The sequence below is a fragment of the Fibrobacter sp. UWB7 genome (assembly GCF_900142945.1).
Classification (GTDB): domain Bacteria; phylum Fibrobacterota; class Fibrobacteria; order Fibrobacterales; family Fibrobacteraceae; genus Fibrobacter.
Genome location: NZ_FRCO01000001.1, coordinates 725,645 through 745,714 on the forward strand (window position 1 = coordinate 725,645; position 20,070 = coordinate 745,714).

The 20,070-nt window shown below is 46.2% G+C and carries 18 protein-coding genes and 1 tRNA gene; 14 read left to right on the plus strand and 5 right to left on the minus strand.

Annotated elements, in window-relative coordinates; translation table 11 throughout:
• Positions 1–63: 63 nt before the first annotated feature.
• From BUC30_RS03055 to BUC30_RS03070, 4 genes are all read left to right on the plus strand, one after another.
• A complete protein-coding gene (locus BUC30_RS03055) occupies positions 64–1,497 on the plus strand; it encodes a glycogen synthase (RefSeq protein ID WP_073423469.1) in 1,434 nt (477 codons plus the stop codon).
• A tRNA-Ile gene (locus tag BUC30_RS03060) sits at positions 1,488–1,561 on the plus strand. Before BUC30_RS03055 ends, BUC30_RS03060 begins: the two co-directional genes overlap by 10 nt.
• 100 nt (positions 1,562–1,661) lie before the next feature.
• Positions 1,662–2,165: a type IV pilin protein gene (locus tag BUC30_RS03065; protein WP_073423470.1), complete on the plus strand. Its 504-nt coding sequence runs from the start codon at positions 1,662–1,664 to the stop codon at positions 2,163–2,165.
• Positions 2,166–2,257: 92 nt separating this feature from the next.
• Positions 2,258–4,294, plus strand: coding sequence for a glycoside hydrolase family 3 N-terminal domain-containing protein (locus BUC30_RS03070; protein ID WP_073423471.1), 2,037 nt, complete (start codon positions 2,258–2,260; stop codon positions 4,292–4,294).
• On the opposite strand, the gene BUC30_RS03075 is transcribed toward BUC30_RS03070, so the two are convergent.
• Positions 4,291–5,289 (minus strand): HigA family addiction module antitoxin, encoded by a 999-nt coding sequence (locus BUC30_RS03075; protein WP_073423472.1) that lies wholly within the window; start codon positions 5,287–5,289, stop codon positions 4,291–4,293. The genes BUC30_RS03070 and BUC30_RS03075 overlap by 4 nt on opposite strands.
• A 181-nt stretch (positions 5,290–5,470) precedes the next feature.
• On the opposite strand from BUC30_RS03075, the gene BUC30_RS03080 reads away from it, so the two are divergent.
• The 5 genes from BUC30_RS03080 (at position 5,471) to BUC30_RS03100 (ending at position 11,547) form a co-directional block, all read left to right on the plus strand.
• Positions 5,471–6,934, plus strand: coding sequence for an ATP-binding protein (locus BUC30_RS03080; RefSeq protein ID WP_073423473.1), 1,464 nt, complete (start codon positions 5,471–5,473; stop codon positions 6,932–6,934).
• Between the two features lie 118 nt (positions 6,935–7,052).
• Positions 7,053–8,198 (plus strand): dTDP-4-amino-4,6-dideoxygalactose transaminase, encoded by a 1,146-nt coding sequence (rffA, locus tag BUC30_RS03085; protein WP_073423474.1) that lies wholly within the window; start codon positions 7,053–7,055, stop codon positions 8,196–8,198.
• Between the two features lie 6 nt (positions 8,199–8,204).
• Entirely contained in the window at positions 8,205–9,428 is a 1,224-nt protein-coding gene (locus BUC30_RS03090; RefSeq protein ID WP_073423475.1) for an ATP-grasp domain-containing protein, read from the plus strand.
• Between the two features lie 58 nt (positions 9,429–9,486).
• A complete protein-coding gene (locus tag BUC30_RS03095; RefSeq protein WP_073423476.1) occupies positions 9,487–10,626 on the plus strand; it encodes a Gfo/Idh/MocA family protein in 1,140 nt (379 codons plus the stop codon).
• Positions 10,627–11,547, plus strand: a complete 921-nt coding sequence (locus BUC30_RS03100; RefSeq protein WP_073423477.1) for a glycosyltransferase family 2 protein — start codon at positions 10,627–10,629, stop codon at positions 11,545–11,547.
• 114 nt (positions 11,548–11,661) lie between these two features.
• On the opposite strand, the gene BUC30_RS03105 is transcribed toward BUC30_RS03100, so the two are convergent.
• Positions 11,662–12,522, minus strand: a complete 861-nt coding sequence (locus BUC30_RS03105) for a nucleotidyl transferase AbiEii/AbiGii toxin family protein (protein ID WP_083555468.1) — start codon at positions 12,520–12,522, stop codon at positions 11,662–11,664.
• Positions 12,519–13,178, minus strand: coding sequence for a type IV toxin-antitoxin system AbiEi family antitoxin domain-containing protein (locus tag BUC30_RS03110; RefSeq protein ID WP_083555470.1), 660 nt, complete (start codon positions 13,176–13,178; stop codon positions 12,519–12,521). The genes BUC30_RS03105 and BUC30_RS03110 overlap by 4 nt, the downstream gene beginning before the upstream one ends.
• 413 nt (positions 13,179–13,591) lie before the next feature.
• Here BUC30_RS03110 and BUC30_RS03115 point away from each other — a divergent pair, with 413 nt between their 5' ends.
• Entirely contained in the window at positions 13,592–14,461 is an 870-nt protein-coding gene (locus BUC30_RS03115) for an ABC transporter permease (RefSeq protein WP_073423478.1), read from the plus strand.
• 35 nt (positions 14,462–14,496) lie between these two features.
• Here BUC30_RS03115 and BUC30_RS03120 read toward each other — a convergent pair whose 3' ends face one another.
• Complete coding sequence (locus BUC30_RS03120; protein WP_073423479.1) at positions 14,497–15,303, minus strand: nucleotidyl transferase AbiEii/AbiGii toxin family protein; 807 nt, start codon at positions 15,301–15,303, stop codon at positions 14,497–14,499.
• On the minus strand, positions 15,300–16,199 hold the full coding sequence (locus BUC30_RS03125) for a type IV toxin-antitoxin system AbiEi family antitoxin domain-containing protein (RefSeq protein WP_083555472.1): 900 nt from the start codon (positions 16,197–16,199) through the stop codon (positions 15,300–15,302). Before BUC30_RS03125 ends, BUC30_RS03120 begins: the two co-directional genes overlap by 4 nt.
• Before the next feature lie 199 nt (positions 16,200–16,398).
• Here BUC30_RS03125 and BUC30_RS03130 point away from each other — a divergent pair, with 199 nt between their 5' ends.
• From BUC30_RS03130 to BUC30_RS03145, 4 genes are read left to right on the plus strand one after another with little or no spacing between them, the layout of a single operon-like run.
• The gene (locus BUC30_RS03130) at positions 16,399–17,709 is read left to right on the plus strand and encodes an ABC transporter ATP-binding protein (protein WP_073423480.1); all 1,311 of its coding nucleotides are present in this window, start codon (positions 16,399–16,401) and stop codon (positions 17,707–17,709) included.
• The gene (locus tag BUC30_RS03135; protein WP_073423481.1) at positions 17,706–18,671 is read left to right on the plus strand and encodes a polysaccharide pyruvyl transferase family protein; all 966 of its coding nucleotides are present in this window, start codon (positions 17,706–17,708) and stop codon (positions 18,669–18,671) included. The genes BUC30_RS03130 and BUC30_RS03135 overlap by 4 nt, the downstream gene beginning before the upstream one ends.
• A gap of 32 nt (positions 18,672–18,703) precedes the next feature.
• A complete protein-coding gene (locus BUC30_RS03140) occupies positions 18,704–19,102 on the plus strand; it encodes a helix-turn-helix domain-containing protein (protein ID WP_073423482.1) in 399 nt (132 codons plus the stop codon).
• Positions 19,102–20,067, plus strand: a complete 966-nt coding sequence (locus tag BUC30_RS03145) for a glycosyltransferase family 2 protein (protein ID WP_073423483.1) — start codon at positions 19,102–19,104, stop codon at positions 20,065–20,067. Before BUC30_RS03140 ends, BUC30_RS03145 begins: the two co-directional genes overlap by 1 nt.
• The last annotated feature ends 3 nt before the right edge of the window (positions 20,068–20,070 follow it).

Sequence of the window (20,070 nt, forward strand, 5' to 3'; positions counted from 1 at the left end):
ATAAATAAATTTATACATACTTACTTTTGTAGGTAAATTTTTATTTGGAGTGTATAAAAACCAATGAATATACTCGTCGTAACTCCAGAAGCGGGGAACTGGAAGGTACCGAGCCCCCTCGCGACCGCAGTAAACTGCATGACGCAGGCATTTGCCAACGCCGGTTCTCAGGTTATTACTTGTTCGCCATTCTATAAAGACCATATTATCGATCCCGACAAGTATCATTGCGTTTATCAAGGCGTCGAAGCGCTGCAGAACAAGCCGTTCGAGGTCTGGCGTTCTGAAGACGACCCCCTCCACACTTATATATATAATGAAGAATATTTCGGTAGGCCCTATGTTTACGGACCACCGCACGCCCTCCCTTACAGCGACAACCACCTGAGATTCGCCATGTTCGCCTCGGCAGTGCTCTCCTACAGCGCTCAAAGCGGCATCCAGTTCCAAGCGATCCTCGGTCATGAATGGGGCGGAGCCCTCGTCGGCGCACTCTGCCACACCGTCTACCAAGAAGCTTTCCACAACATCCCGTTTTTCTTCAACGTCCATAACATCACTTACGACTTCCACGTGCAGCCAAGCGAAATCGAAAAAATTGGTCTCCCGCGCAAGGACTTCAACATGGACGGCTACGAGTTCTGGGGCAAGGTCAGTCTCCTCAAGGCGGGCATTTTGTACGCCAACAAGGTGCTGTTCCCGTCGTCGGGCTACCGCGACGCCATGCTCAACACGAACCTCCCCGGCGGTCTCAGCGGATTCTTGAACCGCAACAGCAGCAAGCTCCTCGGCATCCAGTTCGGCGTGAACTACAAGTTCTGGGACTTCAACGACGAAGCGAAGCGTCCCATCAAAGAAGCGAAGCGTATCGCCAAGGCGAGCCTCGGCCGCCAGTTCGACATGGATCTTTCGAACAAGCTTATCATTTACAGCCACATGGACATGGAGTCGGGCAACGCTTCCGAAACGCTTGCGACCATCCTTTCGGACATCGCCAAAGAGAACGTCCTTATCATCGTGGGCATTTCGCCAGAACACCCCGAATGGAACTACTACCAGGAAGTTTCTCACCAGTACGGCAACTTCATCCGCATCCTCCAGTTCGATTCCGAAGAAGCGAACAACAGAGAAAAATTACGCAACACGCTTGCCGCCTCGGACCTTCTATTTGCGGCAAACCTGCAAGAGCCGTCCGCCTCGATTATCCTCAAGGCAATGGCTGCAGGCACGCTCCCGCTCACGGGTCGCAACGTCGGCATCGCAAGCATGCTCACCGACTACACCCTCGAGACCGCAGGCGAAGCCAACGCATTCCTCGTCGATGACGCAAACGCTCCGCACCAGATGCTTCGTCGCATTAAGGATGCCATCAGTGTGTACAACACGGAAGTCGCCGATTGGGACAAATGCGTCGTAAATGCTTACAGCGGATTCCACTACGAGTGGGCAAAGACAATTTCAAAATATTTACTAACTTTGGGTGAACTGGGGCTTTAGCTCAATCGGTTAGAGCCACGGACTCATAACCCGTTGGTTCCCGGTTCAAGTCCGGGAGGCCCCACGAAAAGCATTACCTAACAAGGTAGTGCTTTTTTTTTCTTTTCCAATCCATTTCATCGGTAAATAACTTATTTTTATAAAAACAAGTCCAAGGGAGCAATATGGAGAAAAAAGGGTTTTCCCTTATAGAATTAATGGTCACGATCGTCATCATGGGCGTCCTGGCCGCCGTAGCCGTTCCTAAGCTGTTCGGCTTTATTGACAAATCCAAAGCTTCCGAAATTAGCGTCGCCGCAGGCACCTACATGAAATTGCAAGAGACATACGCATTCGAACATGGGAATGGCGGCAGTTGGCACAACATCGGCTATAGGTCTCCAGCAGGCAACAGTCTAGGAATAGCAAGCTCCACAAACTTTAAATACGACGCCACAGAAGCCTATTACAACTGGTTAGCAGAATCAACCGTCAGCCTAAACAATTGTCCGAAAGGCAGCAAATGGTTTCTCAATTATTCCCTTAGCGAAGGGGCGCACAACGTCAAGTTTTGGACATCCAGCGACAACATCGTTGGTTGCATCGACGAATTAACTCCAAGCTTCAAACGATTGAGCAACACGACAACCCCAATTACAACGCCCACAAAGTCCAGCGGGAAAGAATAAAATTGTTTCCAGACGTCACAGTAAAAAGCGGGTTCGTGTTTTCACGCCCGCTTTTTTGAATATAGATTTACCTTACAGAAGAAGGTATAAATATGGCATTTCCTAAAATTGGCATTTTTGCATTTGCAACTCTCGCCGCTATCTCCGCAGCACAGGCAGGAATCAGCGGTTCAATCGTTGATGAATCTGGCTCTCCCGTCCAGAACGCAGCAGTTACCATCAGGACACTCCCGAAGCTCATCGCCAACGCGCGAACGCTCTCGAACGACAAAGGCGCATTCAGCTTGAATAATGCCAAGAAAGGTCAAAGCATCGTCGTACGCAAAACGGAATTTTTACCCGAAACACTCAGCGTCATTCCCGGCAAAAAGAATTACGGCAGCATCACGCTAAAGCGCAACCCGATTGAAACTCGCATCGACAGCATCATGGCGAAGATGACACTCGACGACATGATTGCACAAATGACGCAAGCCAAAGCTCCGACCGTAAAATGCGGCAACAGCATCTGCGGTTCCGCACTCGAAGGCGGCGGCGCTTACACAGCAGACTTCTACACCAATGCTTGGAAACAGAAAATTCCAGTCACCTACGGCAAAGACAACGTCCACGGCGTCGCCGACGTGAACAACGCGACAATTTTCCCGCATAACATCGGGCTCGGCGCCACGCGAGATTCCGCACTCGTCCGTAAAATCGGGCAAGCCGTCGCCGAAGAAATGTGGGCAGCACACATCGACTTGAACTTCGCCCCCGCCATCACCGTTCCGCAGGACGAACGTTGGGGCCGCGTGTACGAAGGCTTTGGTGAAACAACGGAACTTGCCGTTGACCTCGGAGCCGCATTTGTACGCGGTCAGCAAGGCGACAACAATGATGCCGAATGGCGCGTCATCACCACGCTCAAGCACTTCATTGGCGACGGCGCTACCGACAACGGTTACGACCGCGGCAACGCCACCATGACAGACAAAGTTCTCCGCCAAAAGTATTTGCCGCCTTACGAAGCAGGCGTTGAACAAGGCGCACTCAGCGTCATGGCAAGTTTCAACCAGGTGAACGGAATCCACCAGCACGTAGACTCCGCAAAAATTACAGGCATTCTCAAAACCGAACTTGCATTCGACGGCTACGTCATCGCCGACTGGGAAGGCATCGAAAGTTCCACAACACCGGGCGCCGCAGGCGATTACTCGCCCGGACTCGTCACCGGAATTTCTTCGAAGGACGCCATCAAGAACGCCATCAACGCAGGCCTCGACATGGCAATGGTTCCGCAATCTGCCGAAAGCTTTGTCAAGAGCATGAAGGAGCTCGTCGCATCGGGCGCGATTAGCGAAGATCGCGTCAAGGACGCTTGCCGTAGAATCTTGCGTGCAAAAATCCGCGCGGGCAGAATAGACAATCCTAGCGGCCCCGCAGCTTACGTTGGCGTCACAAAAAACATCGGCAGTGCAGAGCACCGCCAACTTGCCCGCGAAGCTGTGCAAAAAAGCCTCGTCATTCTCAAGAATAAAAAGGTTCTCCCGCTCAAGACTACAGACAAGATTTTCGTCACCGGTAGCCACGCCAACAACACCGGCTTACAATGCGGCGCATGGACGCAAGGCTGGCAAGGCACCATGGAAAACGTCCCCGGCGCAACATCTATTCAGGCTGGCTTTGACGAAGTTGCAAATGGCGCACGCGTCTCCACCGCCGAAGAAGCAAAGACAATCGTCTATGTTATCGGTGAAGTTCCGTATGCCGAATGGTTCGGCGACTACCGCGGTGACGATTTCAACAACAAGATCATCACCAAAAAAGCCAAAACCGATATGTCATTCAACAGCACCGATAGCGACATCGCACAAATTAAGGAATGGCAAAAAACAGGCCACAAAGTGGTCGTCGTGCTCATCACCGGTCGCCCGCTCCCCATTACCTCGCTCATCAACGCCGCCGATGCATTTGTAGTCGCATGGCTCCCCGGTAGCGAAGGTGCAGGTGTTGCAGACGTACTCTTTGGCAAAGTCAAGCCCACAGGCAAACTCCCCCACACCTGGCCCAAGGACGCCAAGCAAATCCCGATTAACGTTGGCGACGGGAAAAAGGGACTCTTCCCGTACGGATTCGGATTGAGGTACTAAGCGTCGAAACCCGCCTCCAGCATGCACTTCTGCGCAAAGCAGTTGGCCTCGTCCTCTTTTTCGGGATAGTTGTGCGTGATTTCGATGTTCTGCAAGCAGATTCCCTTCTTGCCATGATAAAGCACATGCGCAAGCTCATGAAAGAATGTGAACCACATCGTTTCACGCTTTTTAAAGCGGTCATGCAACTGAATTAGCGGAACATCCTTGTACCAGCGATACATGCCGTGAATCGGCGAGCTCTTGAAATTCTGTACAAAAAGCACGCGAATTCCAATCTTGCGGCATAGCGCCTGCAAGCCCGTCATGCAATCATCCACCACTTCCGCCTCAGGCGTCCAATAAGTGATTCGCTTTTCGCGCTTCGGCAACTTCTTGTTTGCTGCAGCAAACGCAATAATTTCAGGAAGCGCCGCCTTAAGCTTTTTACGAACCGCAGGCTGCCCTAGCTTTTCCATCGGATCCTGATCCGACAAAATCTCGCCACGACGAATCCACGCCGAAGTCGCATACGGATCCTTGACCTCCGCAAGCGAAATACGGAACGCCACCTTCAGCTGAGCCTTTTTGTAATAACCATCCCACGCCTGTGGGGACGCCACTGCAAAGAATTTCAGCAGAGGCATTAAAGATTTGCTTTCATCCTTTTTTTGTCGAACCCATTCGCGGACATCAAGTTCCACGGGGAAAGACTTTTTCCAAAGGGACTGATCCATAAGCGAAGCCTTAATTTTCTCACGCGACAAAAATTCGTCGTAAGCCATCTGACTACGCAGCCAAAACCCAGCAGGTATTTCCGTAACCATTTCAAGAGAAATGGCCGATTCGGGCGTGATTCGGCAATTTCCCTGCAAAATGTCATTCACAGCCTTGGGCGTGTAGCCCATGCGTGCAGCCAAATCATTGGCATCAAGGCCCATTTCTTCGATTTTTTCAGCAAGATGCCGCCCAGGTGGCGTCACTACAGCTAATTCATCACATCTATAAACCTGCATTTAATCCTCATAATTTTAATACACCTATAATATAATTCAAAATTTTAATAGAAGCAATAGGTGCATCATTTCAATAAACACACCAACAAAAGTCCGCCCCCTTGACAGCGAAATTGCGAGGAGTATAAATTTAGGGGCACCAACATTTTAAAAAGTTAAAGGAGTAACAACGGAAGGATTTATGAAATTTCAAATATTTATTTCAAGCGTACAAAGGGAATTTGCCGAAGAACGCAAACAGCTATTCTCATACTTAACGAACGACCCAATATTGTCGTTATTTTTCAAGCCATTCATCTTTGAAAATCATCCAGCAAGCAACAGCAAAACCTATGACATTTATCTTAAAGAAGTCGAGAAAAGCGATATATATCTAGGACTTTTGGGTAACGAATATGGCACGGCATCGAAAAACAGCATATCCCCCACAGAACAGGAATACAATCTTGCAAACAAGCTACATAAAACATGCCTTATATTCATCAAAAAAGACAATTCACAAAGACACCCCAAAGAGATAAAATTCATTCAAAAAGTTGAAAAGAACAACGTGAGGCGATCATTTACCGACTATGATGAATTGAAAAATGCTGTATATAAAGCCCTTGTTCTTTACATGGAAGAGAAAGAACTCATTCGAACAGGTCCTTTTGATCAAGCCAAAAATAACGAGGCTACCATAGACGATATTGACGAAGAGAAAGTTCGAAATTTCATCCAGCTTTCAAAACAAAGACGTAATTTTAAACTAAGTTCCGACACCCCCGTTGAGAACTTCTTACGACATTTAGATATGATTGATGAAAAAGGCAAATTAGCCAACGCATCCATTCTCCTTTTCGGCAAAAAGCCTCAAAAATTCTTTATCACCTCAGAAGTAAAATGCGCCCAATTTTATGGAAACAAAGTTGAAAAACCAATTCCTTCATTACAAATCTACAAAGGCGATGTTTTTCAACTAATTGACCAAGCAACGAGTTTCGTACTGAGCCGCGTTGACAATTGGATAGGAACAAGAGCACAAGGCCTAACCGCAGCAGTCCCCACACATCCAGAACTTCCTATGGAGGCCGTAAAAGAAGCCATTGTCAACGCAGTCTGTCATCGCGACTACACAAGTAAAGCAAGCGTTCAAGTAATGCTTTTCAGAAATCGTCTAGAAATTTGGAATCCAGGACAATTACCACATGGACTAACAATAGATAAGCTCTACAAGCCTCACAAATCTCTTCCTCATAATCCTCTTATCGCAGAAGCCATGCAACGTTGTGGATACATAGAAAAGACGGGAACCGGGACAGGAGACATTGTAAAGCAATGCCTACAATACGGTTTAAAAAAGCCTCTATTCCAAGATGACGACGACTTTAAAACCATCATCTGGAGAAAAGAGACACAAGAAATTTCCAGAAACGAATCCGAAAACTCACCAAAGGTTACAGAAAAGGTTACAGAAAAGGTTACAGAAAACCAAAGAAAAATTTTATTGATAATTAAGCAAGATCCGTCAGTGTCTCAAGACGAAATTGCAACTATCGTAGGAATCAGCCGCATTCATGTAAATAAGAATATGAAAAAAATGGAACAAAAAGGAATCATTAAACGTATAGGCCCCGACAAAGGCGGCCATTGGGAGGTAAAATGAGCACTACATCCAAAATCAGAGCTTCCAATAAAAAACATATTGGTATTGTAATAAACCACAATAGAATTGCACAACACTCCCAAAGAAATTATATATTACGCTTTGTAAACAATTAGGGATGTGTAGAGCAATGAAAATTCCTTTTAACCAGCCTCCCTTCGTGGGACCTGAAATTGATTATGTACGGAAGGCCGTTGAAAGCGGCCGAATCTGCGGCGATGGGCAATTCAACCAGAAATGCCACGCATGGCTGGAACAAAAAACGGGCGTTGCCCGCGCGTTACTCACCACAAGTTGTACCCACGCTCTTGAAATGTCCGCTCTCTTGTGCAACATCCAGCCCGGTGACGAAGTCATCATGCCGTCGTTCACATTCGTCTCGACAGCCGATGCATTCGCCATGCGAGGCGCAAAATGCGTGTTTGTTGACATTCGTCCGGACACGATGAACATTGACGAGAAACTGATTGAAGATGCCATCACAGAAAAGACGAAGGCTATCGTTCCCGTGCATTATGCAGGCGTCGGCTGCGAAATGGACACCATCAACGCCATCGCTAAAAAGCACAATTTATTCGTCATCGAAGACGCCGCGCAAGGCATGATGGCCACCTACAAAGGTCGTTCGCTTGGGGCGCTCGGAGATTTCGGTTGCTATAGTTTTCACGAGACAAAGAACTACAGCATGGGCGAAGGCGGAGCCATTCTCATCGCCGACAAAAAGTATTCCGACCACGCCGAAATCATCCGCGAAAAAGGAACAAACCGCGTGCAATTCCACCGCGGTGAAGTCGATAAGTACACATGGGTTGAACTCGGCTCGAGCTACTTGCCGAGCGAACTCAACGCAGCCTACCTCTACGCAGAACTCGAAAACGCTCAAAAGATATTCGACAATCGCATGGCAAGCTGGAAGGCCTACCGAGAACGTTTACAACCTCTCGCCGATGCAGGCGATTTGCAGCTCCCATACATTCCGGCAGAATGCAGCCACAACGCGCACATGTTCTACTTGAAGGTCGCCAATCTCAAAACACGAACAGCCCTCATCGCTCACCTCGTCAAGAACGGAATTCTCGCGGTATTCCACTACGTACCGCTCCACAACGCCCCTGCCGGCAAACGTTTCGGACGTTTCAATGGCGAAGACCGTTACACCACCCACGAAAGCGACCGTCTGTTACGACTCCCCATGTTCTACGGATTAAAACAAGACGATTTGGAATTCGTGTGTGATAAAGTAAAGGAATTTTTCGGGAAGTAAAAAGAAATGGAGCAAAGCAATCCTCAAAAGAAACTCTTGCTATTAGGCGGCAGCCATGCTGAAATTCCGCTCATTCAAGCGGCACATGAACTCGGCTGGTACGTAATCACCACGGGTAACAACCGCGATGGACTCGGCCACCCTTACGCCGACAAGACCGTTTTTGCAGACTTTAGCGACAAAGACGCCATGCTAGAACTAGCCCGCAATGAAGGCGTGCAAGCCGTTTGTTCTGGATGCAACGATTTCGCCTTGCTTTCGACAGTTTACGTTTGCGAAAAATTGGGATTGCCAGGGCATGATTCCTACGCGACAAGCCTTGAGTTACATCATAAGGACAAGTACCGCGCACTCGCCGCCCGACTCGGCATCCCGACACCGCGCGCGATTACCGTCAAAGTTGCTGGCACTGATTCCGCAAGGGAAAACTCCACAGATTTTGATACAGCGATTGCGCAACTTACCTTCCCCATCATCGTCAAACCCGTTGATTTGACCGGAGGCAAAGGCATCCACCGTGCAGCCAACATCGAAGAAGCTCGCGCGGCCTACAAAGACGCCTGCAGCCGAACCCGCCAAGACCACATTGTGGTCGAAGAATTCGTACAAGGCACAAACCACGGATTCTCCGCCATGCTCGTGAAAGGCAAAGTCGCATTTGCATTTTCCGACAACGAACAGTATTACCTCAACAAGTACATGGTCTCGGGAGCAAACACGCCAAGCACCACAAGTGCAGCGGGCCTCGCCAAGCTCCGCGACTACAGCGAACGCATCGCCCGCGACTTGCACCTTGTCGATGGTATTTTGCACATCCAGTACATCGAGCGTGCAGACGGCACACCAGTCATCATTGAAATTTGCCGCCGCCCGCCAGGAGATTTATACATCAAATTCGTCAAATACGCCACCGGAATCGACTACCCAAAATTCATCGTGATGGCTGAAACAGGAATGGATATTTCAGGTATCGCCGATATTCCCACGCAAGGATTCTGGCTCAGGCACTGCATTATGGCGGATCGAGAAGGAATTGTCCGCGATGTCACCTTTGCTCCAGAAATTCAAAAGAACATTGTCGAAAAATTTCTGTGGTACAAGCCGGGCGAACAAATTACAGATAAGCTTTTATACAAAGCAGGCATCGTATTTTTCAAGTTCGACACCCTCGCCGAAATACAAGACAAAACCGCAAGAATGACGGAACTAGCCAAAATCATAGTAGAATAAAGGAGATTCCGGATCAAGTCCGGAATGACAAGGATTAATTATCCTATATTCAAAAACGATGAAAAAAGAACCTTACCAAATTGCGTTTATCGGAGGCGGAATCAATTCAGCCATAGGCGAAGTCCATAAGGCAGCAAGCCAAATGGACGGCCATTTTGAACTCGTGGCCGGCGCATTCAGCACGCACGAAGAAACAAACCGCGAAACCGCCCGCACCTGGGGCGTTTCCGAAGAACGCACGTACGCAAAATATCAAGATTTATTGCAAGCCGAAAAAGGCAAACTCGACGCCGTCGTAGTGCTCGCACCGACGGACTACCACAAAGACATCGTCATCGAAGCCCTCAGAGCAGGTTACCCCGTCATTTGTGAAAAGTCGCTCGCCACAAGCGTTGCCGAAGGCGAAGCCATAGCAAAAGTTGTTGCCGAGACAAAAGGATTTTTCTGCACCACATACAACTACACCGGTTACCCGATGATCCGCGAACTCAAGCAGTTCATCGCCGATGGCAAGCTCGGAAAAATCCAGCAAGTGCAAGTCGAAATGCCGCAAGAAGGCTTTATGCGCCTAGGCGCAGGTGGCGAACCGCCCAAGCCGCAAAGTTGGCGACTCAAGGACACCGTGATTCCGAAGATTTCACTCGACCTCGGCAGTCACCTGCACAACATGATTTACTTTTTGACCGGCGAACGCCCGGAACACATCGTCGCCGACCAGACAACCTTCGGACTCTTCCCGCAAATCGTCGATAACGTGGGCGCACTCGTGCAATACACGAACAACGTCCGCGCACAAATCTGGTTCAGCAAGACTGCACTCGGCAACCGCAATGGGCTGCGCATCCGCGTTTACGGCAGCGAAGGCAGCGCTGAATGGTTCCAGCTAGAACCCGAAACGCTCAAGACGTGCGACCTGCGCGGCAACGTTAGCCTCCGCGACCGCACCGGCGACGTCAAAATCGCCAACCAGCAGCGTTACAATCGCTTCAAGGCAGGCCACCCCGCCGGATTCATCGAAGCATTCGCGAACTACTATAAAGACATCGCCGATTGCCTCAACCAGTATTTTGCCACAGGCAGTTTCAAAAGCCAGTACGTATGTGGCATCCGCACATCGCTCGAAGGCCTCGCCATGATGCAAGCCGCCGCCAAGTCCGCCCAAAGCAACAAGTGGGAATCCGTTCAGCAAAGGTTCTAGATGAAACTCTCTTTTGTAATTCCCTGTTATCGTAGCGAAAACACAATCTCGGCAGTCGTCCAAGAAATCCGCGAAACAATCGCCACCCGCCCGAGCACCGAATACGAAATCGTACTCGTCAACGACTGCAGCCCAGACAACGTATGGCAAGTCATCAAGAAGCTTGCCGCCGAAGACACGCATATCAAGGGAATCTGCCTCGCCAAAAATTTCGGGCAGCACAGCGCGCTCATGGCCGGTTACGGACAAGCTACCGGTGACTACATCATTAGCCTCGATGACGACGGACAAACGCCCGCCAGCGAAAGTTTTAAGCTCGTCGACAAAATCGAAGAAGGCTACGACGTCGTTTACGGCTACTACAGACACTCCGCGCAGCACCTGTTCCGCCGCTTTGGCAGCTGGGTCAACAAGAAAATGGCAGAAGCCATCATAGGCCAACCCAAGACGCTCCACACCACGAGTTTCTTTATCATGCGCAAGTTCATCGCCGATGAAATCGTGCGCTATCCCCACCCCTTCGCCTACATCAGTGGCCTCGTTTTCCGCGCCACCAAGAGCCTCGGCAACGTAGAAGTTGAACACCGCCACCGCATAGAAGGTGAATCCGGCTACACCCTCACAGGCCTCATTCGACTCTGGATTAACGGCTTTACCGCATTTTCCGTGAAGCCCCTCCGCGCCGCCACCTTCATCGGCATTCTCTGCGCCCTCGTAGGCTTCGGAGCAGGCCTCTTTGTCATTTACAAAAAACTCATGTTCCCCGAAGTCCCCGTTGGCTACACCAGCATGCTCGCCACCATACTCTTTACCGGCGGCATGATCATGCTTTTGCTAGGGCTCATCGGCGAATACATCGGCCGCATCTACATCAGCATCAATCAGTCACCGCAATACGTTGTGCGCGAACGGACGTTTTAGGGAAAGGGGTTGAATTCGACCCCTTTTCTGTGAACAATTGCCATTGCTGCCGACATTGAACCTAATGTTATTGAATTTCGTAAGATTAAAAACAGGTTATACCCATGACTGAAACTAGCGAAAAAGCCGAGAAATACCCGCCAAATCCAACATTTCCTGAACACAATCAACAGCCTGCGACAAAGTTATCCCTCTAGCATACGGATTTTTGGCAACAAATCTTCTCCAAAAGTCATATTGTCCCAAATCCACTTTAATCGATTCTAGAATCTGCGGATAATCTTCTAAAATCTTAAAAGTATTCCGTCGGCGAGAAGTCGCTTCAAGAGCAATCCTTAGCGTTTCAAAATTCACATCCTTCTTCTTCAACGCATAAAGCATATATACATCGTAGAAATCTCTAGTTCGCGTATTAGCCACACCCCTCGAAATAATCGTATCAAGTTTTTCAGCAAAAACATTTTCTAGAGGATAAGCCAAAATTGGAATCATCTTGTCGTCAAATACGCATTTATACTTATATTCTATTTCACGTGGAATAATTGTATCTCCTGTTGTAAGATCAACAGTCAATAGAACATTCATTTTCCCATAACGGCATTCAATAAACACCCTAAGCCCTAAATAATCATCTTTTTCTCTTATTTCTTCGATTCGTTCAAAAGAAAACACCAACTGATCGGCAATAGCAATGTCACAAATTTCCTTAAAAGCAGATTCAATATTTCCATGACTGACGCCAAATCCCTTGACCGTTGCATCAATATCCATCGTAGAGCGAATTCCAATTCCAAGAATAGACGCAATCAAAAATCCACCTTTAACGATAAAATAATCGCGGAATTGAGAAACAGCAATTCTATCCAGCAAACGTTCAAGACAATACATTTGCAAAGTAGCCTGAGGCGTAATTCCATACTTTGTAGATAAATCCTTCAGTAACGCCTTTAGTTGCATTTCGTTATTAGTAATCACAACAACACCTCTAAATACGCTCTGAGTTTTTTTTCTACATGAAAAGTCTTTGCAAGCTGCATCAGTTTCGGAATATTCTTTTCTTTACGGCCGACGTACGTTTTAATTGCATAAGTTATTGTCTGGATATCGGCCGCAACTTTGGCCGTCATGATTTCGCACAAGGTTCTTTCGGCAGAATAGGCTCGAACAATATTGCCCAAAGGCGTCTTGACCTCTACTATTTCAAGAGGATAAAGATTCTTCGAAGAATGCTTTACCACAATTCCATTTTTCGCTAGAGAAGGCGAATGATAGAACCCTTTAAATGTCATTGTCCACTCAAACGGGGCTCGTTCCATCAAAGAATGTAGGAACAACGCCGTTTCGCACGAAAAAACGCCCGTTGGGCAGCGATGTTGTAAATTTAGGAGTTCATCTTCCTGGGCCGTTACCAACTGATACACCCCTCGCGCAACTCTTACAATTTGCCCGGTATCAGCTAGCTGTTTCAGGAACATTCTGTGAATACCAGCAAGAGAAGCCTCTTTCGCTGTAATCCGCCCACCCTTTTCTGAAAGAAGGGCCATCAGTCTTTTCTCATTACCATTGACAATCATACTAATAAATATACAAGATGTTAGTATATTAGTCAATACAATCAATTCAATCATCATCCCCTCCCTGCGGACAAGCGTAAAACCACAGCAATCTAAAATTTTGAGCACTAGAACATCTGTTCACTATAAAATATAATACCGAGAAAGGCCATTGTCAATACTCTCAGCAGAAACAACCCGCTCGTGGACAAGCAAGAATTCCATCAATAGCGGTCGCACTCGAGTTGATGGCTCAGGCAATGCAGTCAGGATGGGGCAACAAAAATGGCGACCGAGTCGGTTTTGAATACGATGTCTAAAGCGCCCCCTAACAGAAGGATTCAACCAAACCCCTCGATTTCGAGGGGTTTAAATCAGGAAAAAGGACTTAGCTGATTTTTAATTATGGCGAATTCGCCATCTTTAGCCTTAAGCATATGGCAGAATAATCTATATTGCACGCATACCTACCGAGAAACCAAAATAGCAGAATGCCCCAAGAACAAGCAACACAATCTAGCGAATGGACTACAGTCATCAAGCCTAAGGCAAGCCTTCTCGAAGTAGACTTCAAGGAACTTTGGCAGTATCGTGACCTTTACCGCATGTTCGTGAAACGCGATATCGTTACCTGGTACAAACAGACCATTCTCGGACCGCTGTGGTTCTTTATCCAGCCCATCATGACCACAATCATGTTCATGGTCGTGTTCGGCGGCATCGCCAAAATCAGCACAGACGGACTCCCGCAACCGTTATTCTATCTCGCGGGAATTTGCCTCTGGACCTACTTTTCGGAATGTTTGAACCAGACGAGCAAAACATTCATCGAAAATGCGAACATGTTCGGCAAAGTGTACTTTCCGCGACTTGTCGTACCTCTTGCAACCGTCACAAGCAACCTCGTACGCCTCAGCATTCAAATGGGGCTATTCCTGATTGTCTTTGCATATTACCTTATCTTTACCAGCGCTCCCGTACACCCGAACATCTATCTGTTGCTCACGCCCGTGCTCATCCTCCTTATTGCCGCCCTCTCGCTCGGCTTCGGCGTACTATTCAGCAGTCTCACCACCAAATACCGCGACCTCACATTTTTGCTCACGTTTATCGTTCAGCTTTGGATGTACGCCACCCCAGTGATTTACCCGCTCAGCACCATCGAAGACCCTCGCCTCAAAATGCTCATGCAGGCAAACCCGCTCACCAGCATCATGGAAACATTCAAGTTCGGCATGCTCGGTGTCGGAGAATTCAGCTGGGCTGCGCTCGGCTACACAGCAGGCTTTGCCGCATTCATCCTTGCGCTCGGAATTATCGTGTTCAACAAGATCCAAAGAACGTTTATGGATACGGTGTAAAAAGGGGTCGAATTCGATCCCTTTTCTAAAAAACATCACTTTCTTCGGCCAGAAAGCCTTTCTATAAAAGATTCACGAACCATTTGGAAAGCCCGTTCCGGATCAAATTTGTCGGCATCGGGTCGTAACAGTAGTTCGGTATCGCCTAGAAATTCGGAATCACGCATTTTCAATTCCATATTCTGCATAAATTGCTTGTAGCTTGGCGGTTTTTCAACCGAAAAATCCATATATCGACTATAGCATTCAATGACTTTCCCAGCATCTACAGGACCTTTATCTAACGCAACTTGCAAATCAAACAAATCACGCCCTTTCTTGCGCTGATACAGAGCACGAAGCTTTGTACCGAGCAGTTCATCTAGCGCATAAGTCGTTATTTCGCAATCACCCCTAAACCAAATACTATCAACACTAAACGGAATTTTGCATAAGCCTAACACATTAAAATGTTCAAAGCAGTTGATCTCTATCTTCAAACGAATCGGCTGAACCGGAGGAAACTCGGATTCCATCCGGAAAAGCACTGTATTGTTATAGCGTTTAGGTTTCGTAACTCGATCCGGCATCCAGTCAAGAACTTCACCTAAGCGGAATAGGATCGGCTTTATCGGTCCCGGATTTATCTGCACCAAATCAATATCCTCACTATAGCGAGGCTGGGGGTGCAAATAAAGTTTATGCAAAGCCGTTCCCCCACGAAACGCTAACTCATTCTTCAAAAAATCATCGCTGAAAATATCCACAAGAGCACGACAGATAATTAGATCCTGCTCAACCATCGTAAAATCTGTCCACGGTGCATGTTCAGCCCAAGCCATAATCGAAGTGCGATCGATCATAAGTCATCCACCTCGATGTCGATATTGCCATTTACATGCCAGCGATTTGCCGGAACACCTTCCCGTCTATCATGTTCGTTGCACAATAAAACGCTGTTCCAAGAACCTTGCTTTTTCAAGATTTGGAAAAGCATATCGGCCTGTTTCTGCCTCAAAAGTACAAACTCAAGTAGATAGCCAAAGCGCTGAAGAGTAGCAACAGTTGTAAACGGCAATAGGTCCACCACCTTCTCCAAATTCACAGAATCCATCAGCTCCGCCAACACTGTGGCCGCACGCTGGTAACCGCCAACATGCGCCGAGAATTGTACAAGATCTATCGCAGTCAACTCCGGTCCCGAATAACGTAGCGTTCCAATCTCGGCATTTTTCTTCAAAACAAACGCATTTGGGATTTCTTTTCGATAATTCCAATCAATAAAAGGATTCTTACCAGAAGCCTTAATTCGCGGTTCAATGGTCACTACCTGCGTCTTCATAGCTCGTTGATGTGAGGCACCGTGTATAGTAGCCGCAGACAGCAACCCCACATAATAAGGCTTGCCGACATAATCCATAAGACTATCAACATAATAGACGGGCGGAATTTCCCCCTTCAGCTGATACTGAACCGGAACAACGACATAAAACCCCCGATAAACAGACTGAACTCGCCCTCGGGACACTTGGCGCGATAGTTCCGTATTTATGCTTTTAACAGGACGCTCGGCGAACGCATCCTTTACATCGGCAATTGAGAACGTTACCTTGCCACGGATTTCCCTACCATGTATCCATTCTGATATATTCATTTTATCGTCAAAGTCATCACTTTTTGTTAAGTTTAACAACTTTTTAAACAAAAATATATTCTTTTGGGGAATAACGCATCCTTCCACGTAACTATTTTTCATCATACCCTCCCTGCGAACAAGCGTAAAACCGCAGCGATCTAAAATTTTGAACACTAGAACATTTGTTCACTATTAAATATAACACCGAAAAATATCATTGTCAAGATTCTAGGCAGAAACTAGCGAAAAAAGCCCAAATTTGGCCATATTCCCCATATAAAATCGCCATCACAGGACTTTTAATCTATATTACAACCATATCATGACCGCGATTGAATTTGAGAACATCAGCAAGCAATATCGACTGGGGCTAGTGAGCACCGGGACGCTCAGCCACGATTTGAACAGATTTTGGCAGACAAAAGTGTTGCGCCGCGAAGACCCCTATCTCAAAGTAGGCGAAGTCAACGATCGCGCGCACAAGGGCGACAGCGAATACGTGTGGGCTCTCAAGGACATCAACTTCAAGGTGGAACAAGGTGACGTCGTAGGCATCATCGGCAGGAACGGAGCTGGCAAAAGTACGCTCCTCAAACTCCTCAGCCGAGTGACCGCCCCCACCACCGGCACCATCCGCGCACGGGGCCGCATCGCGAGCCTCCTCGAAGTAGGCACCGGATTCCACCCCGAAATGACCGGTCGCGAGAACATCTACATGAACGGCGCCATCATGGGCATGAGCCGCGCCGAGATTACCCGCAAACTCGACGAAATCGTGGACTTCAGCGGCTGCGAACGCTACCTAGACACACCCGTGAAGCGCTACAGCAGTGGCATGACCGTACGTCTCGGGTTCGCCATCGCGGCACACCTGGAACCCGAAATATTGGTGGTGGACGAAGTGCTCGCCGTGGGCGACGCCGAATTCCAGAAGAAGGCCATCGGCAAAATGCAGGATGTAAGCCGCGGCGAAGGCAGGACCGTGCTGTTCGTGAGCCACAACATGGGCGCAGTGAAGAATCTGTGTAAGCGTGGAATCGTGCTGAATCAAGGGCAAGTGGCATTTGATGGAAATGTGGAAGAGGCTGTAAATTATTACCTAAAATCCAACACTAATAATCAAAATAAGGAATGTATCCTATTACCCAAGCATCATTTACTTAGAGATAATTTTTCTAGAGAAATTGAAATTACAAAAGTTTCTTTGAGCAACGACTCATCAATAATAGCATCCGACGAGCCATTGGAATTAGATCTTTGGCTAAAAAATAACAGCTGCAACCACAAATATTGTCAATATACAGTCTACATTTATGACGATCTCGACAACCGTGTTGAAGCGTTTTATACAAGCCCTCAAGAAATTCCAAAATCAAAAAAAGAATTCAAAATACATTTATCTTTAAGTAACCATGATTTATACAAGGGATTTTACAAATTAAGATTCATTACGGGACTTAGGGATTTTTCTACTGCTGTTACAAATTTTGATGCAACCAGTGATGTCCTCAGTTTTGAAGTTAGATACCTCAATAAAAAAATAAAAAACGAATATAGTGTCAACACAGAATGGTTTAAAACAATATATCGACAAGAACCATTTATAAGAACACAACTAATAAATATTGAATGAATCACATCAATAAAATTCAGCAACTTCGTAACATTATCAATCAACAACTGCAACCGTTGATTGATTCCGATTACGCATACCTTGAATTGCCTTATTACGAAAACATTGGCGACACACTGATTTGGGAAGGAACTCGGATATTCCTAAAACAGACTAAATACAAATGTTTGTATAGCGCAAGCAGCTCTACTTTTTACAGCCATAAAATACCTGAAAGCACCACTATACTTTTGCAAGGCGGAGGCAATTTCGGAGACCTCTGGGATGGTCCCCATCCGTTCCGCAAAAAGATTATTGAGCTATACCCTAACAACAAAATCATTATTTTCCCACAAACAGTCTGGTACGAGAACCAAGAAAACATTAAAGCTGACGAAATCTTTTTCGCAAATCACCCAAATGTGACAATGTGCGCTCGCGATAAAGTTTCATTCAAATTTATGCAGGAACATTTTCCAAAGAATAAAACGTTACTCGTCCCCGACATGGCGTTTTTCATTGAATTTAATAAATTTGGGAAAATCAACACGAACAAGACAAAACGAACGTTATACGCCAAAAGAATCGATAAAGAGCTTAAGAACGACATTTGGCCTAGCTTTATCCCCCAAAATGCCGAAATTCACGACTGGCCAACATTCGAAAGCAAAGCACCCAAATACGCAAGAGCAGATTACATTGTCGAATGGCTAAACTTTTTCGCAAACATAAAAGGCATCAAGCCAATAAATCGTCTTATCGACCTGATGCGAGCTCATTTTTATCGACCACAATACATTAAAGACTGCGTCAAATTCATAAACCAATACGACACCATTTACTCCACCCGCCTACATATAGCCATCGCATCGGCAATGATGGGCAAAAAAGTATATTTCATGGACAATTCCTACGGCAAAAACTTTAGCTTTTACGATACATGGCTAAAGGATTTGGACAATACGGAAACTAAGACATATTGACATGACGAACACACATTGTTTATATTAAAATCATGTATTTTATAAAAGCAATCGAATACGGATCAGGCATAACCCACTTCATAAATTTGCTACACGAAGCAAAGCAACCCACACCCCAAAATGAAGAAATTTCAGGCAGTTTTCTGATTACAATATTCGCCACTCCAAAAGTAGCGGATAAAGCAGCGGATAAAGTAGCGATTAAAGTAGCGGATAAAGTAGCGGATAAAGAATTTCTAACCAATGCAGAAAACCAAATATTAAAATTTGTAAAAACCAAATCAGGCTGTAGCGTTAGAGACATTATGCAAAAGACTAACTTTTCCAACAGCTATGTAAGAAAGGTTTTAACAGCACTATCTCAAAAAGAATTAATAGAACATAGAGGCAGTAAAAAAACTGGCGGATATTTTTCTAGAGAACAAAACTAATGCATACCCCTCTCGTTTCCATCATAGTTCCCATCTACAAAGTCGAGCCATACCTTCGACGTTGCTTAGACAGCATTGTTAATCAGACCTATACCAATTTGGAAATCATCTTGGTGGATGATGGTTCGCCTGACGGCTGTCCGCAAATTTGTGATGAATACGCAGCCAAAGACAACAGCATCGTGGTAATTCACAAAGAAAATGGCGGATTATCGGACGCAAGGAATGCCGGACTGGATATATGCAAAGGAGAGTATATCTCTTTTGTGGATAGCGATGACTGGATAAGCGAAACATTCATACAAAATCTTTATTCTTCAATCAAAAAAAACGACGCAGATATTGCGGTAGCCTCATGCAAGTATAAATCCAATAGCCCACAATATACAGAAAAAATATTTCCAACGCCTTCTGGAGAAATTGATTATAAGGACATTTTAATAGAAATATTCGGCAAACAAAATCCTTCTTTTGTTGCTGCATGGGGAAAAATATTTAAAAACAGACTAATATCCCAATTTAGATTCCCCAAAGGCGTAATACATGAGGACGAATACCTTAATTACAAGTGGTTCTATAAGGCAAAAAAAATAGTTTATGAACCCAGTTCAGTATATTTCTATTTTCTTCATCCAAATTCAATCACCGGGAAAATGTCAAAATATAACAAAATAGACATATTAAATCAACAATATACCTTTTTTGCAGCAAAAGGAATACATTTGCCGTTCCAATGGATACTTCCATCTCTTTGTTGGGAATATCTATGGGAATACGGTAATTCCGCATTAAAAAAGGATTCTACAGCACAAAATAATCTTAAACAATTCCAACACTTTACAAATCTAGCTATTAAAGAAAGCGGTATTTCCAAAGCACTTAAAATGTTCTTTTGGGCATGCAGTAAAATGCCTTTCATCTATCTTTCATACAAGCGTTTCTCTCCGATTAAAATTCGAAGGTAAGAT

Coding starts and splice junctions, on each gene's coding strand:
- BUC30_RS03055 (WP_073423469.1), top strand. CDS start 64: ATGAATATACTCGTCGTAACTCCAGAAGCGGGGAACTGGAAGGTACCG.
- BUC30_RS03065 (WP_073423470.1), top strand. CDS start 1,662: ATGGAGAAAAAAGGGTTTTCCCTTATAGAATTAATGGTCACGATCGTC.
- BUC30_RS03070 (WP_073423471.1), top strand. CDS start 2,258: ATGGCATTTCCTAAAATTGGCATTTTTGCATTTGCAACTCTCGCCGCT.
- BUC30_RS03075 (WP_073423472.1), bottom strand. CDS start 5,289: ATGCAGGTTTATAGATGTGATGAATTAGCTGTAGTGACGCCACCTGGG.
- BUC30_RS03080 (WP_073423473.1), top strand. CDS start 5,471: ATGAAATTTCAAATATTTATTTCAAGCGTACAAAGGGAATTTGCCGAA.
- rffA (WP_073423474.1), top strand. CDS start 7,053: ATGTGTAGAGCAATGAAAATTCCTTTTAACCAGCCTCCCTTCGTGGGA.
- BUC30_RS03090 (WP_073423475.1), top strand. CDS start 8,205: ATGGAGCAAAGCAATCCTCAAAAGAAACTCTTGCTATTAGGCGGCAGC.
- BUC30_RS03095 (WP_073423476.1), top strand. CDS start 9,487: ATGAAAAAAGAACCTTACCAAATTGCGTTTATCGGAGGCGGAATCAAT.
- BUC30_RS03100 (WP_073423477.1), top strand. CDS start 10,627: ATGAAACTCTCTTTTGTAATTCCCTGTTATCGTAGCGAAAACACAATC.
- BUC30_RS03110 (WP_083555470.1), bottom strand. CDS start 13,178: ATGATGATTGAATTGATTGTATTGACTAATATACTAACATCTTGTATA.
- BUC30_RS03115 (WP_073423478.1), top strand. CDS start 13,592: ATGCCCCAAGAACAAGCAACACAATCTAGCGAATGGACTACAGTCATC.
- BUC30_RS03120 (WP_073423479.1), bottom strand. CDS start 15,303: ATGATCGATCGCACTTCGATTATGGCTTGGGCTGAACATGCACCGTGG.
- BUC30_RS03125 (WP_083555472.1), bottom strand. CDS start 16,199: ATGATGAAAAATAGTTACGTGGAAGGATGCGTTATTCCCCAAAAGAAT.
- BUC30_RS03130 (WP_073423480.1), top strand. CDS start 16,399: ATGACCGCGATTGAATTTGAGAACATCAGCAAGCAATATCGACTGGGG.
- BUC30_RS03135 (WP_073423481.1), top strand. CDS start 17,706: ATGAATCACATCAATAAAATTCAGCAACTTCGTAACATTATCAATCAA.
- BUC30_RS03140 (WP_073423482.1), top strand. CDS start 18,704: ATGTATTTTATAAAAGCAATCGAATACGGATCAGGCATAACCCACTTC.
- BUC30_RS03145 (WP_073423483.1), top strand. CDS start 19,102: ATGCATACCCCTCTCGTTTCCATCATAGTTCCCATCTACAAAGTCGAG.